This window comes from Gudongella ferriphila, from assembly GCF_046224405.1.
GTDB lineage: Bacteria > Bacillota > Clostridia > Tissierellales > Tissierellaceae > Gudongella.
In genome coordinates this window covers 37,812-55,175 of the sequence record NZ_JBJXRK010000013.1, presented here as the reverse complement: position 1 = coordinate 55,175, position 17,364 = coordinate 37,812, and the positions used below count along the sequence as shown (strand labels likewise).

Here is a 17,364-nt window from a genome sequence, read left to right as displayed (position 1 = left end):
TTCCTGTCCCCCTGTCTCCCCTTTGTCTTCATGCTCTCTCAATAGTGCCTTTTGAGATACCTGTTATTCTAGAAATTTGTCTTATACTTATACCTCTTGTCATTTTTAATGCCTTTAGATAGCTATTCCTTTTATTCTTATCTAATTTCTGCATTTCACTCATGTTACTAAGACCCATAGCACATATTTTTTCAATTACTTCAGCATCAGTCAATCTAATATTATCTTCAAATACGGGAATTTTATCCTCATTGTTTTGCGTCATGAACTCTATAAACAAATCTATAGCTCGATCTTTGTTAGGAGAAAATAGATCCAAACACAAATCTGTGTCGATTATTATAGGCTCAGTTATGTATTCCCTGTAGCTTGTCCATTTATACTCCAATAATTCCTTGCATATTCCAGCCCTTAAAGGATTCTGATGAATATATCTCAGGTTCATCAGAAAATAATTATCATCTTCTACAGGTTCGCTTTTAAATCTCTCTTGGAACAAATGGCCCGATCTCTCATACTTCTTGTTGTACCATAAAACATAGCTTGAGCAAATTCTCTTCATGGCACTGGAAATATCATCTTCCAATTCTTGAATAAGAAGGTGGACATGATTGTCCATAAAACAGTAACCATATAAAGCAAACTTGTTTGAATCTATAGACCTTTTCAAAGTTCTTAATAACATGTACCTGTCGTCTTCAGACTCAAAAATTATCTGCTTGTTGATTCCTCTTAACATAACATGATAAAGCCCACTTTCACTTCTTCGACGCGGTCTTCTAGCCATATTACTCCCCCCATTTGATTGCGATATCATAGTTATTATATCATTGTGTAATTTAATGAACAATCAAAATTAATGTGTTATTTACACATTTGCAAGTATCCTTTGAAGTCACATAATCTGTATTTTGTGACAAGAAAAAGCTGCGGCTACAAGAGTTTATCCTTGGCCGCAGCTTAAGTACTTATTCTGTTTTGGGACACTTTCCCTGTCCCCTTGTCATGTTGGGACACTTTCCCTGTCCCCTTGTCATGTTCTTTTGCAACAATCTAAGAGCAATGAATACATATCTCTGTTGATAGAATATGTCTTTTCCTGCGGTGCTCTTATACCATTTCTTTCAGAGTATAATCTCATAAGCCATCTCCTCTTTAGTTTATTTTATATCTTAAGCCGCTAAAATAACCGTCATTAGCTTAGAATCTATTTCCGCGGGTTAATTTCATCACTGAACAAGTATCAAAATAGAAAAACTGTTCAATAGCTTTTACTCCTATGAGTGTTAAAACTCATGATATATAAGTATTTTCAGCACTTCACTCTTGTACCCTTTACATCAAGACCACCGCTCAACCTGGTTATGGATACAACCGAAATATCACCGTATCTTAATTGCACGAATATCTATACTAATTGACCACTATTCCCAGTATACCACAACTCTTAATAACCAAAGCACCACAATATAACCAAAGGCCTAGAATCTAATGATCCTAAGCCTCCTTGTTGGTTCTAATTTAAATTAGAAATTTTAGCCTATATTTTGAGACATGGTTCCTGTCCCCTTGACCTATTATACCGCTACTAATTTACCATTTTCTATCTTGTATGTTCCAGCTCCCACAGTTGTCGGAACAGCATTATCTGCTATTGTTGCGCTAACCACACCAGCCGTTGAAATATCATATGTTACCCCAGTTGGCCCACTAACACTTGTCCAATCAGCTAAACCTTTGATCTCACCCACTTGAGCATCAGTTAGAGCAGTAATATCATAATTTTTTTGCACGGCATATACTTCAGCTGTTGAAGTTAATGTTTTTAAATTAGCTATTATAACCCCTTCATTTGCACTCTCTCTTGAGTTTGCAAATCTTGGTATAGCCAACGCTGCCAAAATACCCAAAATCGCAATTACTACAATCAACTCAATCAATGTAAATCCTTTTCTCTTCTTGCTCATTTTCTTGTTAAACCATTGAATCATTTTAATTCCTCCTTGTTTTTTTTATTTTCCCCACACTTACATTGCTTTAAATATATATAAATTTATTAAAGCCGAGAAAATACAATTCACAGATCACAATGCACAATTCACAATTATCAAGGTCTTTCTTACAGGTCATTTGAATTCTTGTGATGCGACTAGTGAATTACTAATTACTTCCATATATTTATCTTTCTGATAAATAAGTATAATGCTGACTTTTCAGTAATACCCATTCTAATGTTGATAATAACACAATTTTTATTCTTTTCAATTGTGAACTGTGAACTGTGAATCGTGAATTTTAAATCGTCTGCATCATATCAAACATCGGCAGATACATTGCTATTACAATAAATCCAATAACTATGGCCATACCAACAATCATAATCGGTTCAAGTAGGGTTGTCAACTTTGTCAGGGCAACCTCAACCTCTTCATCATAGAAATCTGCGGTTTTCAATAAGATGTCATCCAGCGCACCTGACTCCTCGCCAATCTTAATCATAGAGTCAACCATTGGCGGAAACACACCAACATCCTTTACTGACCTTGATAGGGGTACACCCTTTCTGATCTGCTCGATGCTGTTTGTCAGCCTTTCCTCAACCACCTTGTTGTTTACAACCTTGGCAACAACCTCCATGGACTTTATCAGTGGAATACCTGAATCCATAAGGGTCGACAGGGTCCTTGTGAACCTTGATGTTATAACCTTGGCCGAGGGTCCCTTTATTACGGGAAGCTTCAGCTTCAGGCTGTCAAAGTTCCTTCTGCCATCCTCTGTCCTGATGTAGGAGCTAACCCCAAACACTAGAAGTCCCACACCTGCAAGGTAGAGGTACCAAAAATTTCTAAAAGAATCTGATATTGCCAGCAGTATCCTTGTAGGCCCTGGCAGTGGAACATCAGAACCTTGGAACATCCCAACGAAGGTGGGCATTACAAAGGTCAGCATAAAGATTACTACTGCCACACTAACAAACATCAGTGCTGCCGGGTATATCATGGCGCTCTTTACCTTGTTCTCGATCTTGTTTTCCTTTTCAAAGTGCACGGCCATCCGTTCCATTATGGCATCAAGATTACCGCTGACCTCTCCGGCCTCAACCATTGAAACCAGTATTGACGGAAAGATCCTTGGGTGCTTCTCCATACCCTCTGAAAGGGTCAGACCCTTCTGGACATCCTCCTGGACTGTGCCAACGGCCTTCTTCAGGGTCTTATTCTCAGTCTGAACCTCCATGATGTCCAGGCATTTGACTATGCCAAGACCTGCATCGATCATTGTGAAGAACTGCCGGCAGAACACCGCCAGGTCCTTCTTCTTGACCTTGGCTGACAGGAGCTCGAACTGAGCCTCGCTTCCCACATCCCGTTCAACCTTGACGGGAAGATAGTTGTTGCCCTTGATCATGGCTACAACCTCGGCCTCTGAGTTTGCATCGAATAACCCTTCTATTGCCTGACCGCTTTTGGTCATGGCCTTGTATTTGTACTTCATTGGCCTCACCTACACAATGTATTTTTTTATCTCCTCGTGGTCTATCGCCCTGTTAAGTGCAATTTCCTTACGGATCAGTCCTCTGCTGTACAGGTCTATCAGTGATGAATCCATGGTCTGCATCCTGTGCTTACCACCTGTTTGGATATTTGTGTTTATCTGGTGAATCTTTTCCTCCCTGATGAGGTTTCTGATTGCAGGTGTTGCAATCATTATCTCATGGGCCGCAACCCTTCCCTTTCCATCAGCCCTTGGCAGAAGCTGCTGGGATATTACAGCCTGAATAACAGATGACAGCTGCACCCTTACCTGCTGCTGCTGATGGGGTGGAAACACGTCAATTATCCTGTCTATGGTCTTGGCGGCTCCCAGTGTATGCAGTGTTGAAAGTACAAGGTGACCTGTCTCAGCTGCTGTTATGGCAATTGAAATGGTATCAAGGTCTCTCATCTCTCCAACAAGGATTACATCCGGGTCCTGTCTAAGTGCTCCCCTTAGGGCATTACCAAAGCTCATTGAGTCAGAGCCGATCTCCCTCTGGTTTACAATTGACGCCCTGTGTTTGTGTAGATACTCGATGGGGTCCTCAAGGGTGAGAATATGCTCCCTGCGTTCCCTGTTTATCTGGTCAATCATTGTAGCAAGTGTTGTGGATTTTCCGCTTCCCGTGGGTCCTGTTACAAGTATCAGACCCCTAGGCAGCCTTGCCAGGTCTGAAATCACCGCCGGCAGCCCAAGCTGCTGCATTGTGGGTATCTCCAGTGGTATGATCCTTAGTGCCATTCCCAGGCTTCCCCTTTGGGTGTAGGCATTGACCCTGTATCTTCCCTTTCCCGGACTTGAATAAGAGAAGTCATACTCCCCTTTTCCCATCAGCATCTTAAACTGGTCCTCAGACATGGTCTGCCTTACCAGATTTTCAGTTTCATCCGGAGACAGGTTCTCGTCCGTGAATGGAACAAGCTCCCCGTTTACTCTGAATGTAGGTGGAATTCCAACTGTTATATGGATATCCGATGCTTTTCTGGCACTTCCTTCGTTGACAATGTCTTCAATACGCATCCATATCACCCCTTATCCGAGAGTATAGCCTACTCTCATCACTTCCTCAAAGCTTGTCTTACCCTGGTCAGCCAAAGCCAATGCTGACCTGAAGAGGGTGGTCATGCCTTGTCTGAGAGCCTCTTCCCTGATCTTGTCAGTTGTGGCTCCTGTATCTATAAGTCTTCTTATTTCCTCATTTACAGGCATTATCTCGTGTACCGCAGCACGCCCTGAATATCCTGCGTTGCAGGCATTGCAGCCAACCGGCTTGTGAAGCACAACCGTCTGGTTCTCGTCAATCCCAAGCATCTTCTTTTCCGAGTAGGTTGCTTCGTATGGCTCCTTGCACTTTCGCAAAGGGTCTTTACAAGACGCTGTGAAACGATTCCAACAACTGCGGATGATACTATATAGGGCTCGATTCCCATATCAATAAGTCTTGCTATGGTGGATGGGGAGTCGTTGGTGTGAAGGGTTGATAGGACAAGGTGTCCCGTTATTGCTGCCCTTACTGCAATCTGGGCCGTCTCTCCGTCACGTATCTCTCCAACCATTACAATGTCAGGGTCCTGCCTAAGGATGGACCTAAGTCCCGATGCAAAGGTCAAGCCTGACTTCACATTTACCTGAACCTGGTTTATCCCCCCAAGCCTGTACTCCACAGGATCCTCAACAGTGATTATGTTCTTCTCTATCTGGTTCAGCTCCTTAAGCACCGTGTACAGTGTTGTGGTCTTTCCACTTCCTGTTGGTCCTGTTACAAGGAGCATTCCATATGGTGATTTCAGTATGTCATCGAAAATGTCAAGATTGTGCTGGCTAAGTCCAAGACCGGCTTTAGTGAAATTGAAGTTGGTCTTGTCCAGGAGTCTGATTACAATCTTTTCTCCATATACCGTGGGAAGTGAGGATATACGCATGTCTATTTCCCTGTCATTTATCCTGGTCTCAACACGACCGTCCTGGGGTACCCTCTTTTCCGCTATGTTCATCTTGCCGATTATCTTTATCCTTGTTACTATGGCTGAAAGATTAGACCTTGGAAGGGCTGTAATCTCCCTCAGGTCACCGTCTATCCTGAACCTTACCCTGATCTCGTCTGCGTAGGGCTCGATGTGGATGTCTGATGCCTTGGTCCTTATTGCCTGCTCGAACAGGGAGTTTATAAGCCTTACAATGGGAGCAGAGGTTACCTCCGCATCCTCAACCTCATCCTGGTCGTCCTCAAACATCCCTTCTCCGGTGAACTCCTCAAGGACCTTCTTGGTGCTTGAGCCTGTATAATATCTATCAATAAGCTTTGTAATATCCTCAGCTGTTGCAAGTACCGATTCCAGCTCCATCTTCGTGTAAAGCTTTATATCGTCAACCGCGAAGAAGTTCAGGGGGTCAACCATTGCAACTATCAGCTTTCCTTCCCTCTTGTCTATGGGAATCAGCTTGTATTTCCTGACTATGCTTTCAGGCAGGAGATTAACCACTGACTGATTTATTTCGTATTTGTTAAGATCGATCCTAGGAAAACCCAGCTGGAACTCCAAGACCTCAACTATGTCATCCTGGGTCACATGGCCAAGCTCTACAAGGATCTCCCCCAGCTTCTTGGTTGAGTCTCCCTGGGCATCGAGTCCTTCCTTCAGCTGGTTTGAATCTATTTTCCCTGCGTATAGCAGCAATTCTCCGATTTTCAATGTGGATTTTTGCATCTTGAACTCCTCATTTCAAGTCTGTTTATATATCAAAATTTCAAATTCTTTTCCAAAATACCTGATGCTATTTATTTTACTACGTTATAGCCATATAATCAACATTTTATTTCAGTTTTACGGACATTTGACATGGATTATGACATATTATTCTTAAATTTCTGTTAATTTTCATGGCTTTATTGTCACATTTCATTCTAAGACTGCAGTTTAGAGGATTCCAGTACATTCCATTTGTATGATTATGTTTACCCAATAATTACAAAAAAATAATAATTCCCAGCAAATTTTTAAATTTTAAAATTTGCTGGGAATTTTATGCTTTAAGATCTATTTATTGCTTTTTGTTAATAATATCATTAATTTTTGTTATTATTATGTCTATTGCAACCTTGTTGTAGCCACCCTCTGGAATGATAATATCCGCATATCTCTTTGAAGGCTCCACAAACTGAAGATGGGCAGGTCTGACTGTGTTCATGTATTGCATTATGACAGAGTCAAGGGTCCTTCCCCGGTCCTTGATGTCCCTTAGGATTCTCCTGATGACCCTTACATCGGAATCGGTGTCCACAAAGATCTTTATGTCCAACAGGTCCCTTAGGTCCTCATCATAGAGGATAAGGATCCCTTCAAGGATTATTATATCCCTTGGTTCCACCGTTTCAGTTTCTTTTTTTCTGTTGTGGTTCTCAAAGTCATAGCTGGGCTTTTCGATAGACTCTCCCTTAAGGAGGTTTTCCAGATGGTCCTTAAGAAGTACATTGTCAAAGGCAAAGGGATGGTCGTAGTTGGTCAGTACCCTCTGTTCATAGCTCAACTCGCTTTGGTCCTTGTAGTAGGAATCCTGCTCGATCACAGCGACATTCTTGTCTGTTATGGCCTTGAAGATCTCCCTGGTTACAGTGGATTTTCCCGAGCCTGTTCCCCCAGCTATTCCAATCAGTATGGGCCTGTTCATGATTGCTCCTCCTCTTTACCTTTTCTTATAAGGTCAAACCGTCTAACCTCCTGGTCGGTCCTGATCTTGATTATCTGTTGAGGATGTGGTGCAACATCAATTTCATTTCCTTCATTATCCCACATCTTCTCTATTTTTTGAACAAAATATTCCTTGCCCGGGCCGAAAATTTCAATTTGATCCCCTACAAACATCCTGTTCCTCTGTTCAACGGTTGCAATACCCGTTTCCCTGTCATAGTCAAGTACCATACCCACGAAATCATAGCCTCTTATATAGGAGCTGTGAGTGTACACATGGTCCTCAGTTCCAGGCTTCTTGAAGAAGAATCCAGTTGTGAAGTCCCTGTGGCTAACCTTCTTTATTTCATCCAGCCATGCAGGATTGTACTTGTAGTTCTCAGGGTCTTCCAGGTAGGCATCAAGTGCCATCCTGTAGGATCTGATCACGGTTGCCACATAATAGGAGCTCTTTACCCTTCCCTCTATCTTCAGGCTCAATATTCCTGAATCTATAACCTGGGGGAGGTGTTCTATCATGCAAAGGTCCTTGGAATTAAACAGGAAGGTCCCCTCCTCGTGCTCCTCTATGGGGAAGTACTCACCAGGCCTCTTCTCCTCAACGACATGATACTTGTACCTGCAGGGCTGGGCACAGTCTCCCATGTTTGCATCCCTTCCGGTCATGTAGTTTGAAATGAGGCATCTTCCCGAATAGCTCATGCACATTGCCCCGTGGACAAAGGCCTCAATATCCAGATCCTCGGGAAGCTTACTGGTGATGTTCTCAATCTCCTCAAAGGAAAGCTCCCTTGCAAGGACAATCCTTCTAACACCAAGGTTGTACCAGAACATGATTGTCTCATAGTTGGTCACGCTTGCCTGGGTGCTTATATGGATCTCCATATCCGGAGTGGTCCTTTTGATGACAGTGAACATTCCAGGGTCGGATACGATAAATGCATCCACACCTATTTGTTGGAGGTCAAGGGCGTATTCCTCCACACCCTCCATATCCTTGTCATGTGGTACTATGTTAAGGGTCACATACACCTTTTTTCCTCTTTCATGGGCAAAACGGACTCCCTCCTCAATGTCCTCCAGGGTGAAGTTCTTGGAGGCCTTTCTCATTCCAAAGGCCTCCCCTCCAAGATATACCGCATCCGCTCCGTATATTATGGCCATTTTCAGTTTCTCCAGGTCACCTGCCGGTGCCAGAAGCTCTATATTCCTCAAATCAAGTTCTCCTCCTTGTAGGTAAGGGCAACCCCGTCTCCCAATGGAAGAACGCTTGATGTGTACCCTTGCATATTGTTTATATACTCAAGGAACTCCCTGAGCCTGTTAACTATTGTACGTTTTCTCCTTACGACAAGATCATCGGATGCAACCATTCCCTTGTAGAGGACATTGTCCGACACTATAAGTCCACCGGGCTTTAATAGATCCCTGGCATAGCCCAAAAATTCCATGTACTGACCCTTTGCCGCATCAAGAAAGATGAAGTCATACTTCTTGGTTAGATGAGGGAAGGTCTCCCTGGCATCCCCCTCGATTATTTTTATCCTGTCCTCATAGGGTGACTCCTTGAAGTTCTCCCTGGCTTTTGATATCATGGCAGGGTTTCTTTCCATTGTTGTAATGGACCAGTCATCCTGAAGGCTTTCAGCCATTAAAAGTGCCGAATAGCCGATTGCTGTTCCAACTTCCAGAATCTCCTTGGGTCTGTGGAGCTTCAACAGAAGGGTGATCAGCTGTCCAACCTCGGGCTCGATGATGGGCACATTGTTCTCCTTGGCATACTCCTCAAGAGATTTAAGCTGCCCTGTCCTTTCAGGTGTTATCTCCCTGATGTAGGAGGTAATATAATCCTCGTTTACGCTGCTCATCCGGTCACCTTCTACCATTCCCTGTATTTTGAAGCCTTTTCATAGACATAGAGTATCACGCTACCAAAAACAAAAACTGAAACAAACTGTCCTGCTGTAATTCCCAGGGCAGTGTAGATGTAAGGTATCTTGGTGAAATATGATACCCAGATTGATACGATTATTCCATTCAGAAGAATGGGTGGTACCATTCCCACATACTTGTTCTTGGCCTTGGATGTAAGGTATGCAGCAAGCAGGGTAACCAGGGACCCGCCTATGATGTCCACAAGTCCGAACCCTGAGTATGGAGCCAGCAGAAAGTTTGCCAGAAGGACCCCTATGAAAAGTCCCGGCACTGCTGCCGGTTCAACCAAGGGCAATAGGGTAAGCCCCTCTGCTATCCTAAGCTGCACCGGACCGAAGGTCAGATTTGCAACGGGAAACGGCAGAGCCTGTATAAGTATAAGCACAAGGTAGATTGCTGCTATCAAGCTTGCCTTTGTGATATAACGAATTTTCATGTTTTCATTCCTCTCTTTTACTAAAGATTCAAGATTAAAGGTACAATAATGGGCACGGAAAAGGTACATATTGCACCTGATATAAATGCTATAATTGCAGTTTCAGGATCGGTTGCCTTTGAAATCACCGGCAATGCAGTGTCCATTGATGTTGCACCAGCTGGACCAATCGAACTGAAGAAACCAACCCTCTTTGCCACCAGTGGTATTATCATGAAAGCCATCATTTCCCTGACAACATTTGCAAGAAATGCCAATGTTGAGAGCTCATTTGAGTAGTTTGCCATCAGTATGGAGGAAAGTGTATACCATCCAAGTCCGGCACCAACTGCACCCGATTCATTGAAGGGCATCCCCAGTAGGGATCCCCCAACTATCCCCCCCACTATGCTGCCTGTTATTATCATTAAGGGTATAAGGAGAATTTTGAGCCCCATGCTCCTGATTCTTGTGAAAACAGATCGGTTAAGCCCGATGTCTATTCCAACGAAGAACAGGAGGAGCATGAGTCCAATGTCTATTATCAGGTCAGTATGTTCAAGTATGGAGACTGGTAGCACATAGAGCCCCAGTAGAACTCCTGCAACAACCGCCCCTACAATTTTTCCGGTCATCTCCTACCACCTCCAGTCACATAGCCACTGACAAGCTTCACCCCTAAAATGCTGAAGCCAACTGTAAAGATGCTTATTACAATTGCCGAGTAGCCGATGGAAAAGAAGGAACTTATTACGTCCTTATCCATTCCTATCATTATTCCCATTACCAGTAGCAATAAAAGAAGACAGGCAGTTTGAATACTGCCCAGTCTTTTTTTGAGATTATCTCCAAGCTTCGCCTTGGCTCCTATGATAGCTCCAAGCAGTATGACTGCAAGGTACATTAAAAGTCTTAAGCCCATCTGTCGATCTACCTTTCTATACCTCCATGATAATTGGCAATATCATTGGGTTTCTTTTTATTGTGCTGTAAAGGAAGCTTCTCAGGTCGTCCCTTACATTTGATTTTATGGTCGACCAGTCTGAAATCTTCTTGCTTTCGCATGATTGAAGCGTCTTTTGCACAACCTTTCTGGCCTCTACCATAAGGTCCTCCGACTCCCTGACATATACAAAGCCTCTTGAAACAATGTCAAATCCTGAGGAAACCTTTCTATCCTTCTTGTCCATGGTTATTACAACAACCAAAAGGCCGTCCTCTGAAAGATGCTTTCTGTCCCTAAGGACTATATTTCCAACATCTCCAACTCCAAGGCCATCCACAAGTATGTGTCCAGACGGAACAGAAGGTCCCAGTTGAGCAGTGTTTTTTGTCAATTCAAGGGTCTGTCCATTTTCCATGACAAATATGTTTTCTGCCGGTGTGCCCATTGATTTGGCAAGCTCTGCATGACGTTTGAGATGTTTTGACTCGCCGTGTACAGGAATAAAGAACTTAGGCTTGACAAGATTCTGTATAAGCTTCAATTCCTCCTCGCAGGCATGGCCTGATACGTGTATGTCGGCCAGTGATTCGTAAATTACATTTATATCCTTCTCCACAAGTCTGTTTATGGTCTTGGTAACAGCCTTTTCGTTTCCAGGTATTGCTGTTGCGGAAAGTATTACAAGGTCGTCATCATATAGCTGGATTTTTCTGTGTTCTCCAGCTGCAACCCTAGTGAGGGCACTCAGTGGCTCCCCCTGTGATCCTGTCATTATTAGGACCATCTCATCCTTTCTGTACTTGTTCATGTCGTTTATATCTATTATGGTTCCTTCTTTGGCCCTAAGAAATCCCAGCTCCAATGCCACTGTGGTAACATTTATCATTGACCGTCCTGACATTACTACCTTTCTGTTGTTAAGTTCGGCAGCATCAATAACCTGCTGAACCCTGTACACATTTGATGCAAAGGTGGCAACGATTATCCTTCCTTCTGCCTTGTAGAAAAGGTCCCTGAAGGTTTCGCCAACGGTGCTTTCACTTAGTGTATAGCCAGGTCTTGTAACATTTGTTGAGTCTGACAGAAGCGCCAGAACCCCCTTGTTCCCAAGCTCTGCAAACCTGTTCAGGTCAGTTGTCTCACCACTTATGGGTGTGAAGTCAATCTTGAAGTCACCTGTCTGGATAACTGTTCCGATTGGGCTTGTCAGTGCTATTGCAGCACTGTCAGGTATGCTGTGTGTGGTCCTTATGAATTCTGCAGTGAAATGACCAAGTTTAACCTTGTCTCCGTGTGCCACCACATTCATATCGACATTCTTGAGATTGTGCTCCTTCAATTTGTTTGACAGCAGTCCCAATGTCAGTTTCGTTCCGTAAATTGGGAAGTTCACCTTCTTAAGGACATAAGGTATCGCCCCTATGTGGTCCTCATGACCATGGGTCAGTACCAGTCCCTTTATCTTGTCCTTATTTTTGATAAGGTAGGATATATCTGGAATCACTATATCAACTCCAAGCATTTCATCCTCTGGAAATGTCATTCCACAGTCAACCAGGACTATGGAGTCCTTGTACTCGTGTACGGTAATGTTCTTTCCGATTTCTCCTAATCCACCTAAAGGGATTATTTTTAATTTGTTTTGCTTTGCCACTTTATCACTCCTTGTTATTTTTCTTGTTGGCGTTCTTTTCTTTATCCTTGCAGTCCTTGCATATTCCGTAGAATTTGACGTTGTGATCCTGAATTGTAAACCCTTCTTCCTTTTCGATTTCATCCTCAAGGGATTCCAACAGATCCAGCTTCACTTCGGTCACACTTCCGCAATTTGTGCATATTAAATGATGATGGTGATGATTCTCCGTTCCGAAATTCAACTCATAACGACTTACACCATCGTCAAAATTAATCTTATATACTAATCCCAGCTTCTCAAAAAGCTGCAGGGTTCTGTAAACTGTGGCTATGCCCACGTCTTTTCTTTCCTTGGATACAATGCCGTGAACCTCGTCACAGCTCATGTGGGAGTCCTTGTTCCTAAGTAGAATCCTTAGGACCTCTTCCCTTTGGTTTGTGTACTTGTATCCTTCCTTTTGCAGTTTTTCCATAAATTGCTTTATCATGGCTTCCACAGCTATCACCCGCCTGTTATTGTAGGTTTTCCTTAACCAGTTCCTCGTAGACGTCCTTTGCTTCCTCAAGCTCGTCGTCATCTATCCCAACCAGTATTTCGTCTCCCTCATCATCCATTTCAATCCTTAGGATGTATGTCATTGCATCTATTTCGTTTGCCGGCAAAAGCGCCACATAATCAGTGTCGTCCAAGCTGAATTTAGCCTTTACCACAAATTCAATCTCATTTCCAAGTTCATCGTAGAACGTATGTCTTTCAGTCATTGTTTTCCTCCTTTAACCATTATATATCATATCAAGATAAGTTTGCAGAATATATGTAGCGGCTATTTTGTCCACGTACTTTTTTCTGTCTTCCCTGCGGACATCTCCCTGGATCAGGACCCTTTCCGCGGAGACCGTGCTCAGTCTCTCATCCACATAAATCACTTCTATATTAAACTTGTTCCTTATTTTCTCTCCAACCTTTTGTGCCATCTCCCCTGAAGGGCCAATGGTTCCATTCATGTTCTTTGGCATGCCTACAACGACCTTCCTCACCTGGTACTGCTGAAGAAGCTCCTCTATTGCCGCCATATCCTTTTTCATGCCTATTCTTTCAAGGGTCATCACTCCCTGGGCGGTCAAGCCCAAGGGGTCGCTTACTGCAACTCCGATTCTCTTTGTTCCTACATCCAATCCTAGTATTCGTTCCATATTATCTCCATTATATCACTTTTATACAAAATTCCGGACATACCGTTGCACAATATCCGCAAAGTATGCATTTATCATTAGGTTTTGCCATTCCGTCCACCAGGGTTATCCCACCCTGCTGGCACCTTTTTACGCAGTTACCACAGCCCTGGCAAAAGTCCTGAACAATCAATCTTCTGTTGTTGCTTTTTAACCTGTTCTCCACTTCCTTTTCTATATACCCATTTTGGACAAGCTGAATATTTGCATCGATCTCATCCGTTGATTGCATCCCTATTGCTATGGAATGGATAAATGGCTTTTGGAGTACAAAGCTTAAGGACTCCCTCGCCTCCCTGATAAGGTGTCCGCCTCCAAGAGGCTTCATTCCATAGATTCCTACACCAGTTCCATTAAGGTGTTCAAGCTCATCCAGCATTTCTTCGATTTTACCGTCATGTATCCCTATGCCCTTTTTGTTTACAATTGGGTGAAGAATGTCAAGCTCAGGATAGTCCCTTAAGGCCCTTGCTCCGGCTATTCTGTGGGTGGAAATTCCCAATGCCCCGATCTTGCCGGCTTCCTTTGCCTTTAGCAGGTACTCTATTGCAGGGTAATGACCCCTTATTGTGTGGGTGCTTTCCTGTTCATGCAGTAAAAAAATATCAATATAGTCCGTACCGATTTCCCTCATAGCCCTTTCGAGGCTCTCCTGGGCCAATTCTTTAGTATAGGCATAGGTCTTTGTGGAAATCCTATAGTCTTCTCTTTTAATTCCCTTAAGTGCTTTTTTGATGTATCCATAGTTCTCGTATATTTCTGCTGTATCAAGAAAGTTTATTCCCTTTTCAAAGGCATGCTGGATAAGGTATGCACCTTTTTCCTCTGAAAGGTTTGCCTGGAAGGGTGTCATTGTAAGAGACCCGAAGCAAAGTCTGGATACCTCTATTCCGGACCTGCCAAGTATTGTCTTTTCCATTTTCTCTACAGCTCCCTCTATCATATCATAAATAAGGATGGATAGCCTGTGTCAGCCATCCATCCATTATATCTAATCTTTAGTGCATTTTAAGTATGCTCGAAGTATTTCCTCCAACAACTCGTCCCGCTCGATTTTTCTAATTAACGACCTTGCATTGTTATGGCTTGTAATATAGGTAGGGTCCCCTGATAGTATATACCCTATTATCTGATTTATGGGATTGTATCCCTTTTCCTCCAGGGAATCAAATACAGAGAATAGAATTTCGCGAGGTTCCGCCGGTGTTTCCTTTGCTGCCTCAAACTTCATGGTTTCATTCATTTTCTCATCCACACTATCACCCCTCTTATCTATTATAACATAAGTCTCCATCATTGGAAGCTTTTTTTATGGCTATTTTATCTGGCCTGAAAGAATTTTTTCCACTGATTCCATGGCTTCGGGCAGTTTGGACTTATCCTTTCCACCTGCCTGGGCCATCTCGGGTCTTCCTCCTCCACTACCTCCAGTGGCCTGTGCAACGGCCTTGACAATGTTTCCTGAATGGACTCCCAAGGCAGTCACATCCTTTGTTGCCATTGCAACCAAGGACACCTTGTCTCCCCCTGTGGATCCAAGAACCACAACCCCTGAGCCAAGTCTTGACTTAAGCTCGTCTCCAAGATTTCTAAGACCGTTCATGTCAAGGTCGGATGAGATGTGTGTAATTAGCCTAACGCCCTTTACATCCTTGGCCTGAGCCAGTATTTCATCAGCAATGTTTGCTGAGAGCCTGTCCTTCAGCCTGCTGATTTCCCTATCCTTCTCCTTGGATTCCTCAATCAGTCCCTTTGCACGATCCTTTAGATTCTGTCTGTTTGCCTTTATCAATGAGGCTACCTGGTCCAGCTCCTCTTCCATATGGTTAAGGTAGAGGTATACGTTAATCCCTGTAAGGGCTTCGATTCTTCTTGTTCCTGATGCAATGCCCGCCTCGGAAACTATCTTGAACAGTCCTATCTGACCGGTGTTTGAAACGTGGGTTCCACCACAGAGCTCCTGAGAATAGTCTCCCATGCTGACGACCCTTACGGTCTCTCCGTACTTCTCGTCGAAAAGTCCAGTAACTCCCTGCTCCTGTGCTTCCTTAAGGGATTGCTCCCTGGTGATTACAGGCAGTCCTTTCAGGATCTGGTGATTTACAAGCTCCTCAATTTTCTTAAGGTTGTCCTTGCTAATACCTTCAAAATGCGTAAAGTCAAATCTCAATCTGTTCGGCATTACCAGAGATCCAGCCTGGTTTACATGGTTTCCCAGAACCTCTCTAAGAGCCTTGTGAAGTAGATGTGTTGCAGAGTGGTTTCTTCTTGTTGAATCCCTCAGATCGTCATCCACCTGTGCAAAAACTTCCATCTCTTCCTTAAGCTGACCTTCCAGGATCTCAACAAGATGAATAGGTGCTCCATCCTGGCTAAGCTTTGTATCCAGAACCTTTGCCTTGCCGCCTTCCCAGGTGAGGGTTCCCTTGTCTCCTACCTGACCACCCTGTTCTCCATAGAATGGAGTTTCTTCAAGTATCACATGACCCTGTTCCCCTTCACTTAGAAGGCTTACCCTTTCACCTTCCTTGATAAGAAGGAGAGGCTTGCTCTTTAGGGAAGTCTTAAGGTAGCCCTTAAACTCTGACTTGATGCCCTTTGTCAGCTCATCGTCATTGCCGCCCCATCCGCCGTCGGTTTCACTTCTGGCGCTTCTTGCCCTCTGTCTCTGGTCTTCCATGTGAACCTTGAATTCTTCCTTGTTAAGCTCAATTCCTCTTTCTTCAAGTATTTCCTCGGTAAGTTCAAGAGGGAAACCGTAGGTGTCATATAGCTTAAAGGCCCTCTCTCCACTAAATACCTCTTCACTGGAGTTTTTCATATCTTTTATATAAGCCTCTAGAATTGAAAGTCCAGCATTGATGGTCTCCTGGAACTTCTCTTCCTCAGCCTTGATTATCTTCTTGATCTGCACTTCATTTTCCTTCAGTTCCTTGTACTCAACCTGCCAGGAGTCAATTACAACACCTGCCATTTTGTGCAGGAAGCCTTCCTCGATTCCAAGAAGCTTGCCGTGCCTTGCAGCCCTTCTGATAAGTCTTCTAAGAACATAGCCTCTGCCCTCGTTTCCCGGTATGACTCCGTCACTTACAAGGAAGGTCATTGCCCTTGTATGGTCTGTTATAAGCCTTACGGATACATCCTTGCCTTCATCTGTGCCATACTTGTAGCCACTGATTTCTTCAGCCTTTCTGAGGATGTCATTTATGGCTCCAATATCAAAGATTGTGTTTACATTCTCCATAATTGCAGCAATCCTCTCAAGACCCATTCCTGTATCAATATTTGGGTTTGAAAGGGGGTGGTAGACTCCCTTTTCATCCTTGTCGAACTGTGTAAATACCAGATTCCAAACCTCAAGGAATCTGTCACAGTCACAGCCCGGCTTGCAGTCTTCATGTCCGCAGCCGAAGGCTTCTCCCCTGTCTATATAAATCTCTGAACAAGGACCTGATGGGCCAACCTCAAGCTCCCAGAAATTATCCTCTTTTCCCAGCCTTACAATCTTTTCCTCCGGTACTCCTATGTCATCCTTCCAGATGTTGTAAGCTTCGTCATCTTCATGGTAGACGCTAACCCACAGATCCTTGGGGTCTATTTCCAGTCTCTCAGTCAAGAATTCCCATGCCCATGCAACAGCTTCCTTCTTGAAATAGTCACCGAATGAGAAGTTACCCAGCATTTCAAAGAATGTAGCATGTCTTGCAGTCCTTCCAACGTTCTCTATATCACCTGTTCTGATACACTTTTGACAGGTTACCATTCTATTGTGTGGCGGAACCGCATCTCCAGTAAAGTAGGGCTTTAAAGGTGCCATCCCGGCTCCGATCAGCAATAGGGATTTATCGTTTTTGGGAACCAATGAAAAACTGGGTGCAACCAGATGGTCCTTTTCTCTGAAGAATTCCAGGTATTCCTTTCTTATTTCATGAAGTCCTAATTTTCTCATACATACACCTCGTCCCTTTTTATTA

At 43.5% G+C, this 17,364-nt stretch carries 17 protein-coding genes and 1 pseudogene; all 18 read right to left on the bottom strand.

Annotated elements, in window-relative coordinates; translation table 11 throughout:
* Nucleotides 1-28: 28 nt before the first annotated feature.
* On the bottom strand, nt 29-787 hold the full coding sequence (locus ACKVDP_RS08590; RefSeq protein ID WP_409228406.1) for a transposase: 759 nt from the start codon (nt 785-787) through the stop codon (nt 29-31).
* Nucleotides 788-1,577: 790 nt separating this feature from the next.
* Nucleotides 1,578-1,991, bottom strand: coding sequence for a type II secretion system protein (locus ACKVDP_RS08585; RefSeq protein ID WP_409228405.1), 414 nt, complete (start codon nt 1,989-1,991; stop codon nt 1,578-1,580).
* A gap of 304 nt (nt 1,992-2,295) precedes the next feature.
* Nucleotides 2,296-3,495 carry a type II secretion system F family protein gene (locus ACKVDP_RS08580; protein WP_409228404.1) on the bottom strand — a complete coding sequence of 400 codons (1,200 nt, stop codon included), beginning with the start codon at nt 3,493-3,495 and terminating at the stop codon, nt 2,296-2,298.
* A 9-nt stretch (nt 3,496-3,504) separates the two neighbouring features.
* The gene (locus tag ACKVDP_RS08575) at nt 3,505-4,557 is read right to left on the bottom strand and encodes a type IV pilus twitching motility protein PilT (protein WP_409228403.1); all 1,053 of its coding nucleotides are present in this window, start codon (nt 4,555-4,557) and stop codon (nt 3,505-3,507) included.
* Nucleotides 4,558-4,569: 12 nt separating this feature from the next.
* Nucleotides 4,570-6,245 (bottom strand): annotated as a pseudogene (locus tag ACKVDP_RS08565) (GspE/PulE family protein).
* Nucleotides 6,246-6,579: 334 nt separating this feature from the next.
* Entirely contained in the window at nt 6,580-7,206 is a 627-nt protein-coding gene (gene udk, locus ACKVDP_RS08560) for a uridine kinase (RefSeq protein ID WP_409228400.1), read from the bottom strand.
* Nucleotides 7,203-8,441, bottom strand: a complete 1,239-nt coding sequence (locus ACKVDP_RS08555; protein ID WP_409228399.1) for a peptidase U32 family protein — start codon at nt 8,439-8,441, stop codon at nt 7,203-7,205. Before ACKVDP_RS08555 ends, udk begins: the two co-directional genes overlap by 4 nt.
* Nucleotides 8,438-9,094 (bottom strand): O-methyltransferase, encoded by a 657-nt coding sequence (locus tag ACKVDP_RS08550; protein ID WP_409228398.1) that lies wholly within the window; start codon nt 9,092-9,094, stop codon nt 8,438-8,440. Before ACKVDP_RS08550 ends, ACKVDP_RS08555 begins: the two co-directional genes overlap by 4 nt.
* A gap of 11 nt (nt 9,095-9,105) precedes the next feature.
* Nucleotides 9,106-9,597: a QueT transporter family protein gene (locus tag ACKVDP_RS08545; RefSeq protein ID WP_409228397.1), complete on the bottom strand. Its 492-nt coding sequence runs from the start codon at nt 9,595-9,597 to the stop codon at nt 9,106-9,108.
* 20 nt (nt 9,598-9,617) lie between these two features.
* The gene (locus tag ACKVDP_RS08540) at nt 9,618-10,211 is read right to left on the bottom strand and encodes a LysO family transporter (RefSeq protein ID WP_409228396.1); all 594 of its coding nucleotides are present in this window, start codon (nt 10,209-10,211) and stop codon (nt 9,618-9,620) included.
* The gene (locus ACKVDP_RS08535; RefSeq protein ID WP_409228395.1) at nt 10,208-10,498 is read right to left on the bottom strand and encodes a hypothetical protein; all 291 of its coding nucleotides are present in this window, start codon (nt 10,496-10,498) and stop codon (nt 10,208-10,210) included. Before ACKVDP_RS08535 ends, ACKVDP_RS08540 begins: the two co-directional genes overlap by 4 nt.
* Before the next feature lie 16 nt (nt 10,499-10,514).
* Nucleotides 10,515-12,176, bottom strand: a complete 1,662-nt coding sequence (locus ACKVDP_RS08530) for a ribonuclease J (protein WP_409228394.1) — start codon at nt 12,174-12,176, stop codon at nt 10,515-10,517.
* A gap of 4 nt (nt 12,177-12,180) precedes the next feature.
* Entirely contained in the window at nt 12,181-12,645 is a 465-nt protein-coding gene (locus ACKVDP_RS08525) for a Fur family transcriptional regulator (protein WP_409228393.1), read from the bottom strand.
* A gap of 25 nt (nt 12,646-12,670) precedes the next feature.
* Nucleotides 12,671-12,919, bottom strand: a complete 249-nt coding sequence (locus ACKVDP_RS08520) for a DUF1292 domain-containing protein (RefSeq protein WP_409228392.1) — start codon at nt 12,917-12,919, stop codon at nt 12,671-12,673.
* A gap of 12 nt (nt 12,920-12,931) precedes the next feature.
* Nucleotides 12,932-13,351: a Holliday junction resolvase RuvX gene (gene ruvX, locus ACKVDP_RS08515; RefSeq protein WP_409228391.1), complete on the bottom strand. Its 420-nt coding sequence runs from the start codon at nt 13,349-13,351 to the stop codon at nt 12,932-12,934.
* A 10-nt stretch (nt 13,352-13,361) separates the two neighbouring features.
* Nucleotides 13,362-14,309 carry an aldo/keto reductase gene (locus ACKVDP_RS08510; RefSeq protein ID WP_409228390.1) on the bottom strand — a complete coding sequence of 316 codons (948 nt, stop codon included), beginning with the start codon at nt 14,307-14,309 and terminating at the stop codon, nt 13,362-13,364.
* A gap of 72 nt (nt 14,310-14,381) precedes the next feature.
* A complete protein-coding gene (locus tag ACKVDP_RS08505; RefSeq protein ID WP_458306239.1) occupies nt 14,382-14,645 on the bottom strand; it encodes an IreB family regulatory phosphoprotein in 264 nt (87 codons plus the stop codon).
* 60 nt (nt 14,646-14,705) lie between these two features.
* Nucleotides 14,706-17,339: an alanine--tRNA ligase gene (alaS, locus tag ACKVDP_RS08500; protein WP_409228389.1), complete on the bottom strand. Its 2,634-nt coding sequence runs from the start codon at nt 17,337-17,339 to the stop codon at nt 14,706-14,708.
* Between the last annotated feature and the right edge of the window lie 25 nt (nt 17,340-17,364).